This window comes from Paenibacillus kobensis NBRC 15729 (genome assembly GCF_004000825.1).
GTDB classification, from domain to species: Bacteria; Bacillota; Bacilli; order Paenibacillales; family Paenibacillaceae; genus Paenibacillus_T; species Paenibacillus_T kobensis.
The window spans coordinates 26,548-38,973 of record NZ_BILZ01000042.1; the positions used below are offsets into that span (position 1 = coordinate 26,548).

10 protein-coding genes are annotated in these 12,426 nt (G+C 49.0%); 7 read left to right on the plus strand and 3 right to left on the minus strand.

The features are described 5' to 3' along the window. Nucleotides 1–496 precede the first annotated feature (496 nt). The 4 genes from PKO01S_RS20560 to PKO01S_RS20575 all read left to right on the plus strand — a co-directional run bounded on the left by PKO01S_RS20560 (nt 497) and on the right by PKO01S_RS20575 (nt 4,992). Nucleotides 497–874, plus strand: coding sequence for a hypothetical protein (locus PKO01S_RS20560; RefSeq protein ID WP_127533320.1), 378 nt, complete (start codon nt 497–499; stop codon nt 872–874). A 461-nt stretch (nt 875–1,335) separates the two neighbouring features. Beyond that, nucleotides 1,336–1,818 carry an NUDIX hydrolase gene (locus PKO01S_RS20565; protein ID WP_127533321.1) on the plus strand — a complete coding sequence of 161 codons (483 nt, stop codon included), beginning with the start codon at nt 1,336–1,338 and terminating at the stop codon, nt 1,816–1,818. Nucleotides 1,819–2,031: 213 nt separating this feature from the next. Continuing rightward, the gene (locus tag PKO01S_RS20570) at nt 2,032–3,012 is read left to right on the plus strand and encodes an aldo/keto reductase (RefSeq protein WP_127533322.1); all 981 of its coding nucleotides are present in this window, start codon (nt 2,032–2,034) and stop codon (nt 3,010–3,012) included. A 297-nt stretch (nt 3,013–3,309) separates the two neighbouring features. Continuing rightward, a complete protein-coding gene (locus tag PKO01S_RS20575; protein WP_127533323.1) occupies nt 3,310–4,992 on the plus strand; it encodes a carbohydrate-binding protein in 1,683 nt (560 codons plus the stop codon). A 173-nt stretch (nt 4,993–5,165) separates the two neighbouring features. Here the strand turns inward: PKO01S_RS20575 and PKO01S_RS20580 are convergent, their stop codons facing one another. Continuing rightward, nucleotides 5,166–5,966 carry a PaaX family transcriptional regulator C-terminal domain-containing protein gene (locus tag PKO01S_RS20580; protein WP_127533324.1) on the minus strand — a complete coding sequence of 267 codons (801 nt, stop codon included), beginning with the start codon at nt 5,964–5,966 and terminating at the stop codon, nt 5,166–5,168. A gap of 141 nt (nt 5,967–6,107) precedes the next feature. Here PKO01S_RS20580 and PKO01S_RS20585 point away from each other — a divergent pair, with 141 nt between their 5' ends. Both PKO01S_RS20585 and PKO01S_RS20590 read left to right on the plus strand, forming a co-directional pair. After that, nucleotides 6,108–7,079, plus strand: a complete 972-nt coding sequence (locus tag PKO01S_RS20585) for a YbhB/YbcL family Raf kinase inhibitor-like protein (protein WP_127533325.1) — start codon at nt 6,108–6,110, stop codon at nt 7,077–7,079. Between the two features lie 28 nt (nt 7,080–7,107). Continuing rightward, entirely contained in the window at nt 7,108–7,566 is a 459-nt protein-coding gene (locus PKO01S_RS20590) for a DinB family protein (RefSeq protein ID WP_127533326.1), read from the plus strand. A gap of 88 nt (nt 7,567–7,654) precedes the next feature. Here the strand turns inward: PKO01S_RS20590 and PKO01S_RS29815 are convergent, their stop codons facing one another. Continuing rightward, complete coding sequence (locus PKO01S_RS29815) at nt 7,655–9,379, minus strand: extracellular catalytic domain type 1 short-chain-length polyhydroxyalkanoate depolymerase (RefSeq protein ID WP_407669681.1); 1,725 nt, start codon at nt 9,377–9,379, stop codon at nt 7,655–7,657. A 498-nt stretch (nt 9,380–9,877) separates the two neighbouring features. Here PKO01S_RS29815 and PKO01S_RS20600 point away from each other — a divergent pair, with 498 nt between their 5' ends. Next, the gene (locus PKO01S_RS20600; protein WP_218031494.1) at nt 9,878–11,896 is read left to right on the plus strand and encodes a family 43 glycosylhydrolase; all 2,019 of its coding nucleotides are present in this window, start codon (nt 9,878–9,880) and stop codon (nt 11,894–11,896) included. A 63-nt stretch (nt 11,897–11,959) separates the two neighbouring features. Here the strand turns inward: PKO01S_RS20600 and PKO01S_RS20605 are convergent, their stop codons facing one another. Then, a complete protein-coding gene (locus PKO01S_RS20605; protein ID WP_127533327.1) occupies nt 11,960–12,385 on the minus strand; it encodes a DUF3237 family protein in 426 nt (141 codons plus the stop codon). Between the last annotated feature and the right edge of the window lie 41 nt (nt 12,386–12,426).

Here is a 12,426-nt window from a genome sequence, read left to right on the forward strand (position 1 = left end):
TACAGATCAGGTTCGTCATCGTAGTGAAATCCCTCTTCCAGTGGTTTATTGCAGCCGTTACATGTGTCCCAATATCCCCGATCCGTCTGAACCGAATGGACTCCTTTAATTTCCTTGCATGTGCAATAATCCATTTCTGACATTTGTCACACCACCTTTTCTATTAATTTTAACAAGAAGCGCTTTTTCAGATAAGTGGTTTAAACAAAAAACAAGTACATTTTCTAGGGGCTCGTTTTATAAGTCGGCAGCCATCTCCGGCCGTACCGATTTGGAAGCCCGGCTTCCTCCGGAACACCAGCAGAACCAACTACAGCTCCTCGTGACGGCCGCCGTCGCCGGCTGCGCTTAATGGGAAGGAATCTGCCACCACAAAGGTAAAGCCTCCATGATTCGTCGTAATGACAAGGTGATGAATGACGTTCAGTTTCCGAATTTTTTCCCTCCGACGGTGCTTTAGTGGTAAAATATTGGGAATGCTAACAGGAGGTGGAAAATGAAAAAGAATAATAGGACTCTTGTAATTTGTGACGTTCAGCAACAATTTGCAAATGGATACAGTTTGGAATATATTGAAGAAATTAAGAAGTATATACAAAAAACGAGAAAAACATGGGAAAGAATTATTGTTATTGTTGATGTTGAAAATAGCGCTGCTCATATTCCTGATTGGATGGAAGCAATCGCAGACGTTGTTGTTCAGAAAATCAGTTGCAACATCAATTACATATATTCGAGAGATGATTATGAGAATTATGAAGTAATTGAGAATGGTTGGGTATGGAAAACACCTTCTGAAAGTGTTGTTCATAAACTTAGGGACAATAGAGCCATCGAATTAATTGGTGATATGGTTTCTGAGTTTAAAAATTAGAAAGTAAGAATGTTTGGTTGCTTGGTGGAGATAAAGAAGCCTGTCTTAAAGATGTGGAGGAAATACTAGAATACTACGACGCTGACGTTAAACTTAAAGATAACCTTTTATACTCCACTCCATTACTACTCAATACCAGAGATTTAGGCATGGACTTAGATGGAGGAAAAGTTAATTGGGTTAATGTTGGTAAATAGATCAACGTTGCAGATAATGCGGTTATGTTCGTCGTCAGTATGATCGCTTTGCTACGCAAAGTTTCGTCAATAGAACCATCTCTTAACAGGTAAGCAATAGTTGATTCAAATACTCGCGAATAAGCTATCAGAAAGGCATTTTCAAGATTAATGAACTTATACAATGAGAGGTCATGGACCAAGACAAGAACGAGTGGTTTGAGCAATGATTGATAACTCCAAGTGTTGTTCTACGAAAAATGGAGGTTAAGGGGGAATAATTTTGTGTCATCCATCATTACCTTTGGCCTAAAAGAAGAAGGCAATGAATACATATTGAGACCTGCCGCTTATTGTTTGATGTTTAACAAAGAGAAAGATAAAATCGCTGTTATTCAAACAGCTGACGGCAAGTATTTTCTTCCGGGCGGAGGAATAGAAAACAATGAAACTCATGAGGAGTGTTTAATACGGGAAGCTCAAGAAGAGATGGGGATGCAGGTTAAAGTAGGCCGTTATATTGGATGTGCTCGGAGATATTTTTACTCCTCTAACGAGTTCAAATATTATCTTAATGAAGGTCACTTTTATCAATGTGATAGGGGTGAACAATCAGGTAATCCAACAGAAGAAGGGCATTATTTGCGATGGATTGAACCAACTGAAGCGATTAATTGCTTATTCCATGAACATCAAGGTTGGGCAGTGAAACATATTACAGAATTGAACTATGAGGTAACCTCTTCGACAACACAACGATACATCTGAAGCTTATCATTGACAAAACGAAAAACCGAACATATAGTGTAGACATCTACACAATTTAATGTCACGGCCAAAGCCAAACAATTTATTAACGGGAGAAGCGATGCCTTCTCGAAATCGGAAGAATTGATCACGGAATTTGTCATGGTTCTCTTTTTTAAACAAATGTGTAGATGGCTACATATTTAGTGAAATAAAATTCAGGAGGTTGTCATAATGAAGGAGCAACGAAACGGTCTGGAGCTATCAAGAATCGGTCTTGGCTGCGGCCATATGTCAAATGTCAATGAGGCTGCCAAAAGTGCTGGCATTGCCGCCATTCATGCCGCTTTCGAGAGTGGAATAAATCATCTCAACACGGCGGATTTTTATGGTGCAGGCCGAAGCGAGATGGTCATCGCCGATGCGCTGAAGGGATACAAAAGGGAAGACTATTATATATCGCTAAAGTTTGGAGCATTAAACACGCTTGACGGCTCCCTTTACGGATTGGATGTCTCCCCCAATCATGTGAAGAACTATCTTGCTTATTCGCTCAAACGACTCAATCTCGACTATATTGACCTTTATCAGCCCGCAAGAATCGATCTGGGTATCCCTGTCGAAGAAACGATAGGTGCCATTTCAGAACTGGTTAAGGCCGGCTATGTCAGGGAAATTGGAGTCAGTCAGGTCGATGCAGAGACGTTGAGAAGAGCGCATGCGACGTATCCGATCAGCTTGGTGGAGTCCGAGTACTCCCTTTTTAACCGTAGCATCGAAAAAGAGATTTTGCCGACTGCAAGGGAATTGGGGATCGGTGTTGTTGCTTTTGGTGCGGTGGCTCATGGACTTCTTGCCGGTAACTGGACAGAGGAGCGGATCCATAAAAGCAAAGGCGGCTACATCCCGTTATTTTTTGAAGGGAATATAGAGAAAAATGTTGCTCTGGCCAAGAAACTCGGTGAGATTGCCGTAAAAAAACAAATGACGTTATCTCAACTGGCGCTCGCCTGGATATTATCCAAAGGTGAAGAAATCAAACCGCTCATAGGTACCGTATCGCCGGTACATCTTCAAGATGCTTTGCAGTCACTTGATATTCATCTGACTGAAGCTGATGTCAGGGAGATTGAAGAGGCGATACCGGAACATGAGATCGCAGGCGCTTCTTTCCCCAATATGCAATTTAGAAACGGTAAGACTGTTCGTGGATAAGAGTATGGGTCAGCGTCCGCGATGCGGAGTTCGTATGGCTTGCTCTTTCTCGTACAATCGGACAAAAAAGTGAAACAAAAGTAAAAAAAAATCTATTTAATTGGAAATGAATGCGTTTTAGTATCTAATTGTAACACTGGTATTCCAAGACGAAGGTGAAGGGAGGGAGAACTGAAAAACGTCTTAGCGATGCATGATCCGAATGAGAAACAGACCTTATAAGGAGGAGAATGAGAGACTAAGCTCTGTTTTGTAAGCTCTTGTAAAGCGGAGATAAACAAAAAGGGAGATGAAGTAATGATAACAGGTGTAAGAAAGTCGATTTGTTTGTTGCTGGCATGCGTTACTGCGTTGTCGCTCCTGGTAACCGTGCCGCACCCTACAGAGGTCTCGGCTGCAAGTGATGTTACGGTTAATCTATCGGCAGAGAAGCAATTGATTCGCGGCTTCGGCGGTATCAACCATCCGGCTTGGGCGGGCGATTTGACTGCTGCGCAAAGAGAAAACGTTTTCGGGAATGGTGTTAATCAGTTGGGTTTCACCGTCTTGAGGATCTATGTCGACGAGAACCGCAACAATTGGTATAAAGAAGTGCCAACCGCTAAGTACGCAATTGAGCACGGCGCAATCGTGTTCGCTTCGCCTTGGAATCCGCCTGCTAACATGACGGAGACGTTCAATCGCAATGGCGATACGACGGCTAAGCGGCTTCGATACGATATGTACGACAATTATGCTCAGCATCTAAATGATTTTGTATCTTATATGAAAAATAATGGCGTAAATCTGTATGCGATTTCGGTTCAGAATGAGCCTGATTATGCACACACTTGGACATGGTGGACGCCGCAGGAGATGCTTCGTTTCATGAAAGAAAATGCAGGTTCTATCAACTGCAAGGTAATAGCTCCGGAGTCATTTTCCTACCTGAAAAACATGTCTGACCCCATCCTTAACGATCCGCAGGCCTTGGCTAATATGGATATCCTTGGCGCGCATACTTACGGTACGAAGTTCAGTGATTTCGCATACCCGCTCTTCAAGCAGAAAGGCGGAGGCAAGGAGCTCTGGATGACGGAAGTGTATTATCCGAATAGTGATGATAACTCGGCGGATCGCTGGCCTGAGGCGCTAGATGTAGCCTACCATATGCACAATGCGATGGTTGAAGGCGATTTCCAAACCTACGTGTGGTGGTATATCCGCAGGCAATATGGTCCGATGAAAGAAGATGGCACGATCAGCAAACGCGGTTATTCAATGGCCCAATTCTCGAAATTCGTTCGTCCCGGATATGTAAGGGTCGATGCAACGAAAAACCCGGATACCAATGTTTTCGTGTCTGCTTATAAAGGCGATAACAAGGTCGTTATCGTTGCAATTAATCGGGGTGCATCTGCTGCGAACCAAAGATTCGTTCTGCAAAATGGAACGGCTTCGAAGGTATCGGCATGGGTAACGGACGGAAGCAGAAATGTGGCAGCGGGAACATCCATCAATGTGTCGGGCGGTGCATTCACGGCTCAACTTCCAGCCCAAAGTGTAACGACCTTCGTAAGCGATATTAGCAGCAGCACAGGCAGTACCGGCAGCAGTACTACCTATGAAGCGGAAGCGGGCACAGCTTTGACGAACGCTGCCGTTGAAACGACGAATGCAGGCTATAACGGTACTGGATATGTCAATTTCAATGCTTCATCGGGTGCAGCTATTCAGTGGAACAGCATCTACTGCAGCGTGACGGGAACGAAGAATATTAAATTCCGGTACGCACTGGCATCAGGGACTAGAAATCTGGACGTCTACGTCAATGGGACGAAAGTGATTAGTAACGCCGCTTTTTCCGCGACAGGCAGTTGGACGGCCTGGGGAGAAAAGACGATCCAGGTACCGATGAACAGCGGAACCAATGCGCTTCAAGTTTTAACGACCGGGACGGAAGGACCGAATGTCGATAGTATCGTCGTGTCGGCACAGTAAATTAACGTGTCGGTGCAGCAGTAACCATCATTTTGGACATCAAAGAAGTTCGGATCTATGCCCCAACAAAAATACACCGTTGACCCTTGAGCGGGTTAACGGTGTATTTTTTGTATCGCGAAGCGCACCGCCGCCCGGAATAGTAAAGCGTGTAAGACACATGCAAAGCTGCCTCACCTCACGAACCGGGCGTAGTCCGAATCGCGCGGGATCGCCGCAGCCACTTGGTCCGCGCAATGGGTCAACTGCTGCAGCACCTCGCGACCGATCCAGTCGTGCGGCAGCAGCTCGAACGGGAGCATCGGATCGATTAAGTAGAGTTCGCTGATCTGCTCACCGAGAGCCAGATACAGAACAAACACGTCTAACGCATCGGTCATTTCTCGGTTGGTGCCCAGCGCCTCAGCGAGCGATGGCTCGAATTGATCATGGAACCACCTCCGCTTCTCCTCGTATTTCTCGGCGATTTCCGGCAACGCCCAGATTTTCACCGCCTGCTCGGGGCTAAGAGGCCCCCCCTCGAGACGTCCTGAGAATACCGTCGTGTACGGCTCTGCTTCGTGCAGTCGAAACAGCTCGGCCAGCTCCTCGCGATAGGCCCAAGGCGACAGGTATACACCGCTGTACATATGCCCGAAACCGGTTTGAAGCAGAGCGGCGCGAACCTGTTCGCGGCGTTTCCGTTCCGCTTCGGGAAACGCCGTCAGCACCAGATGCCACTGGCCGTCCCATTGTTCGCCATAGAGCTGCGGTTTACGGTTAATCGAGTGGACGAAGGCCCTTCCGGCGTCGGTAATCCGGTATGTAGAGCGAGACGGCGAATCGACATAGCGGTCCTTCTTCAGCCGTGACAGCATGTTGCGGATGTAAGCCGCCGAATAACCCCTCTTCGCGTAAATACGGATGAGCTCCTGTGTCTCCAGATTGTCGGCTTTGGATAACAAGAAGAGCATCTGTTTCTCGACCGAAATCAAATTTTCACGCTCCCAATGATTGACAGCAGCCACAATATGGTTGTAACATAAATTGTGTCGACAATCAAATATTTAGTTATAAACGCGGTGCCGCTAAATTTATTATAACTCATATTTTGCTAGAAGGAGAGTTGATGATCCATGAGATGGAGAACCTTAACCGGATATAAAATGATGCTGATTACGGTGTTGGCAATGGTGTTGAGTGCGACTGCGGCTTCCGCTGCAGATAAGACTTCGGCCGCAGTGGAACAGAGAGATGTGATGCACAATGTCGCAAGCTTCATAGAGTGGAATAGTCCGTTCACCGTGAACGTGAATGGCAAGGTGTTGGAGACGAAAGGAGAGATGATCAACTCGCGTTGGTTCGTTCCGGTGCGGGCTGTTTTCGAAGCGGCGGGCGCGAACGTTACATGGGATGCGGTTGACCATTCCTGGCACGCTAAGAAACAAGGGGAGTTCTCCATTGAGCAAAAGGTGGGGGATACGAAGGCGGTCGTGAACGGAGGAGCAGTTCAGCTCGATTCCGGTGCGGTGATGGCGGACGGCACGGTGCTGGCGCCCGCAAGAGTGATCGAGGCCGCACTTGGATTGGAGCTGCGCTGGGATTCGGCGAACCGGGTGCTTACGGCCGCTCCACTGCCGGAGGTGCCGGGATTCCGCGTCTGGTCGGATGCGTTCCCCGCTTACGGGGACATTCCCACTAAATATGCGCACGGCGGCATTACCGGCGGTAAAAATATCAGTCTCCCGATAAGCTGGGAAGGGGCGCCGAAGGGCACCAAGTCGTTCGCCGTCGTCATGTACGATGTAAATCCGATTGCCGACAGCTTCGTCCATTGGAGTGTACTAAACATTCCCGTTACGGTTTCCGGCCTGCCTGAAGGGAGCGCCGAGCACTTTACGGACGGTTCCGTCGAACTGAACGCTTATTTCGGAATGGAGCCGCCGCGCTATTCTGGCGACCATCTATACCGGCTGGTCGTCTATGCTTTGGATACCGACAAGCTGGAAATTCCGGAGCAGCCGCCGACCTACTTCGATCAGTTGGAGCCGCTGCTGCTCCAGCATTCTCTCGGTTATGCGGTAAACGACGGATTTTTCCGGCACTAGCCATGTGAAGAATTGGAGGTGAATAGAAATGCAAACGATCCGCAATCTGTTCAAACAACTGCATTGGGCAAACGAACGAATTGTCGTGCATTTGCGTACGCAAGACCATAACGAACAGGCAGTGCGTCTTTTTGCCCATATTTTGCATGCTGAGCAGGTTTGGTTTACTCGATTGTCGGGGAGAGACAGCTCCCATATCGCAACATGGCCAGACGCAGATCTAACTGAATGTAACCGATGGGTCGATGAAAACCATAAAAACTTCTTGGCATATCTCGCTGCGATTGAGGAAAAAGGAGACTTGGATCATATTATCGCATATAAGAATCAATCCGGGACGTTGTTCTCCACCTCTGTTCGTGACATCTTAACGCATGTAGCGCTGCATGGCCAATATCACCGCGGTCAAATCAATACCATTCTGCGAACCGCAGGCAGTGAACCGGTCAATGTTGATTACATCACCTATGTAAGAGAGCGTTCATAATTAAGAACGGGCAGAATTATTTTATCGACCAAAAGCCGGAGACGCAGATGTGCGCGCTCCGGCTTTCTTGTATGTTTCCTGTATAGGATTAAGGCTCAATCCCCCATACAAGGGTACCGCCTTGATACAACGTCACTTTGTTCCAATCGGCAAACGCCGTCTTCGTCCCGTCGAACGAATAGTCGTTGCTTTCGTTAAAGTTCGACCAGTCGGATTTCGCTATGCGGATTTGAATGTCGCCGGTCTGGCCACCTGCTGCGATTGAGCCTGCCGCAGCGCTGAACGATAGTTCCACATACGTATCGGCATTCGTGCCGGTCGCGCTAACGATCGTACCATTCACGTTAGCCGTTCCGATTTGGGCGTAGTCTTTATAGAAGTTCAGGGCGGCACTGCCGTCTTTCGTAAAATAGTAGCGCAGCTTCACTCCGCTTAGGCTGACGGCGGATGTTCCGGTGTTCTTAATATTGAAGGTCGCGTAGATTTGGTTATCCGTTGCGTTGGCATTGTTAAGCTTGTATTGCGCCACGAGCGTGCCGGTTCCGCCTCCGTTGCTCCCGCTTGTCGGCGTCGCGCTCGCCTGCGCGGAGTTCGCGCTCTCGCCCGCAGCGTTCGATGCACTGACAACGTAATAATACGTCGTGCCATTGGTAAGGCCTGTGTTCGTGTAGCTGGTTGCGGTTAGTCCTGCAGCCAGGTTCGTATAAGGACCGCCGCTCGTCGCAGCTCTCTTCACGGTGTAGCTTGTTGCGCCCGAAGAAGCAGGCCAGCTTAACGTTACGCTAGCATTGCCTGCAGTTGCAGTTAAACTTGCTGGTACGGCCGGTGCCGTCGTCGTGCTGCCGCTGTTGTTCAAGCCAAGGAAAGCGATCGAATAAGCGACCATTCCGGGCTGGGGAATATTGTGGTCAGCGCCTTGCACGCTGATCGCTTCGACTGGCGGTTGGACAGAGGAGTTCCCGTAGCGGGTGCGGGTCCAAGTCGATTGCGGGCTATCGGTCAACACCGGTGTTGCAGAGACGCCACGCAGGTTGGTCCACTGCTTAATTTCTTCGAGGAAGTTATTGTAGTTAACAACGGAGTCGTTCGTACCGTGCCAGAGCTGCATGCGCGGATAGCTGCCGGTGTAGCCGGGGTACATCGCGCGCGCCGCGTCGCCCCATTGCTGGGCAGTCTTCGTTATATGTCCGCCTGCACACTGGTCGTTCAAGTAGACGGTGGCTGATCCAGTAGCAAGGCAGGTGGCCGGCACACCCATGAACGCACTGCCGGCGGCAAAGACATCTGGATACAAGGCAAGCAGGCCGTTAGTCATCATCGCGCCGGAGGAGGCGCCCATCGCAACTACGCGGCTGTTGTCAATATTGTAGTTTGCTTTAGCCCATGTCACCATCGACATGATGCTGACTGGATCGGTGCCGCCGCCGCGAGTTTGCGATTGTGGGCTCCACACGTCGAAGCAGTTGCCGAATTGACTGCGCGCGCTTTCCGGGAAGATGATGACGTAACCATATTGCTCTGCAGCCGTAACATAGTCGCGTGCATAACCGGAGTAGAAGCCGGAAGCATTGCCTCCGCAAGTGTGCAAAGCTACGAGCAGTGCAGGGTTCGCAGCCAGGTTGCGCGGTTCGTACACATACATGTTTAAGCCGCCGGGGTTGTTGCCGAATGTCGTGATCCGTGACAGCGTACCCGGTGTCACACCCGCAGGGGACGCCTTGGCTGTCTGAATGAACGCCGGGGGCAGAAGGAAACAGACCAGCAGCAGCAATGCGCTGAACAAGCTTACCATTCTTGATCTTACTAGCATCATAATATCTCTCCTCCAAACGAATAAGTTGAATGTTTTTGCTCTATTTTGTTGAAATACGGCCCTCCTTTCTTTTCTACCAGATGTAAGAGTATACAATTTTTATGCTATTATTTACGGCGAGAAAACTGAACTCCACAATATATAGAATCTACTGCGAAAATCTTACACCTTGATTCCTGCTTGTGATGCTCGATGCTTGAAGCCTGACTTCCGTTGGTTCTCATAGGAACGGACAAAAAAGTGAAACAAACGTATAATTATTTCTATTTAACTGGAAATGAATGCGCTTTAATATTGGATTGTAACCTCAGTATTTCAAGGCCTTAGTCAAAAGGAGGGAGCATTGGAGAAGGTCATAGCGACGTACAATCCGATTGGAATGACAACTTGAGAAACAGTCTTTAAAAGGAGGAGAATGAGATATCTATTGCATTGAAATTACGGAATTGAAGTCCTGATCTGGTTATATTTTCAGACTAATTACAAGGAGGTTTTATGGTGAGAAAAATCTGGTCTTTTTTACTGGCACTCGGCATGTTTCTCTCGTTTAACGTTCCTGCATTCGCCTGGCAATCGGACAATGGCGACGGGACGTTCACGAACCCGATACTAAATGCGGATTACCCTGATATAACAGCTATCCGGGTTGGGAGCGATTTCTATATGGTCAGCTCCACCTTCGTATCGTTTCCATCCGTTCCTATCATGCACTCGAAGGATCTCGTGAACTGGGAAATCATTGGCTACGTTACGGCTGACCTTAGCGGTACGGGGAAATCGTATACGCTGACCAACACGTTCGAGGACTACGGGCATGGAAGCTGGGCGCCAACCATCGCGTATCGCAACGGCACTTACTATGTTGGTTTCTATCAGGCGCAAGGCAAGTTTCTCCTATTTACGGCCACGAATCCGGCAGGTCCATATACGAAGACCGTGTTTAATCAAGGCTTTCATGATCCGGGGCTGTTCATCGACGACGACGGTACAGGTTACATTATCTCTGAGGCGAATGACGTGAAAGTGACGAAGCTAAGCGCCGATTACAAGTCGGTCGCAAGCAGCACCGTGACGACGCGCATTGAAGGGGCAACCGGCAGTTACTTGGTTGAAGGCACACATGTTATGAAGCGGAATGGGTACTATTATATTTTCCGTAACTCGACGCCTCCAGAGTCCTATACCTACGTCCTGAGGTCGAAGAACATTTATGGACCTTACGAGACGAGGATCCTCTTGAACGGACCTTCGATTCCTGGCGGGGCTCAGATTCATCAAGGGGGAGCGATCGATACGCCGACCGGCGAATGGTGGTTTTACGCCTTCCAAGACGGCGCCGGGTTAGGCCGCAGAGACATTCTGATTCCTATGCAGTGGCAGAACGACTGGCCGATCATCGGTGATCCGGCGACGGTTAAAAACGTTACGATAGGCGGCATTAATTATCCGATGGGCAGCGTTCCGATTACGTACAGAAAACCGAATGTCGGCGCAACCTACCCGATCAAGACGATACCGAATACCGATGAGTTCGGATCATCGACATTAGGTGTGCAGTGGCAGTGGAATCATTACCCCGATAACGGCCTATGGTCATTGACCGAGCGTCCGGGTTACTTGAGGCTTCGCGCTAAGAATGCCAATAACCTGTGGCGGGCAACCAATACGTTGACACAGCGGGTGGAAGGGCCGGATTCCCAAGGGACGATCGAACTGGATACGGCGAATATGCAGGATGGGGACAGCGCGGGACTTAGTTTGCTCAATATCCCCTACGGCTGGATTGGGGTTGTGAAATCCGGAGGCGTTAAGCGAATCGTTGCTTCCATCAATGCCAAGGAGGATGGAGCGGGCACGATAACGAACGGCCCGGTTCTGAGCGGCAATACCGTCTACTTAAGGGCTAACGCAGACCTGATCGCCAACAAAGCCGCATTCTCGTACAGTACGGATAATGCGAACTTTACCCCCTTGGGCGGGCAACTGAACATGCCGTTTGACCTTGGGTTCTTCCAAGGCGACAAATTCGGAATTTTCAACTTCACCACGGCAGCGTCCGGCGGATATGTCGATGTGAACTGGTTCCGATTCTATACATCGAAAGGCGGCAGCGGGGGGAGCGCAGGAAGCGTGACCACGTATGAAGCGGAGACGGGGACAACCTTGACCAGCTCCATAACGGAGACATTAAATGGCGGATATTCCAGCGCGGGCTACGTCAATTTCAACGCCCAGTCGGGTGCAGCCGTGCAATGGAACAGCATCAATTGTGCCATATCGGGTACGAAGAACGTGAAGCTCCGGTATGCGCTGGCTTCAGGGACCCGAAATCTGGACGTGTACGTGAATGGAACGAAAGCGATCAGCAACATGGGCTTCGAAGCAAGCGGCAGCTGGACGACCTGGAGCGAGAAGACGATTCAGGTGCCGATGAACAGCGGGAGCAATACACTAAGCTTGGTTACTACGGGGACGGAGGGGCCGAACATCGATAAAATCGAAGTCTGGGCGCAATAGAACGAAAACAACCAGCGGAAGTCTAGGGCCGAATTGCAGGTACCCTTACTGCCGCTGGTTGTTTTATCCGTTAACCCATCTATAGATCTTGATATCGACTCCCGACTCCGTCGGCAGTCCTTCCCCTACGAGTATATCTTGATTCAGAAAAGACAACGCTTTGCTGTTCGTAATCATCTTAGGGTAGGTGCGGAACAAAGCGTCCTTCCACTTTTTATTGGCATCGCCATTATTCTCGATATAGATTCGACAGACGTTACCTTCATAATCCTCTCCCTGAAGCATGTATCGCGCCGATAACGTATGCCGCTCACCGGATTTCCCGATAATTTGCGTATCGATCCCTCCGTCAAGCACCTCTCCGCGGAAGTACTTGCCCGTCACATGGCCTGTGAAAGAAATCATGACCACGGTGTCTCCGTCATCCTGTTGCAGTTCGGTCGTCTTCTCAATCTTAACATGAACAGTGAACACTTCTTCCCATTCCATGCCTCTACACCTCATCATATACCGGATAAAATGCTTGCTAG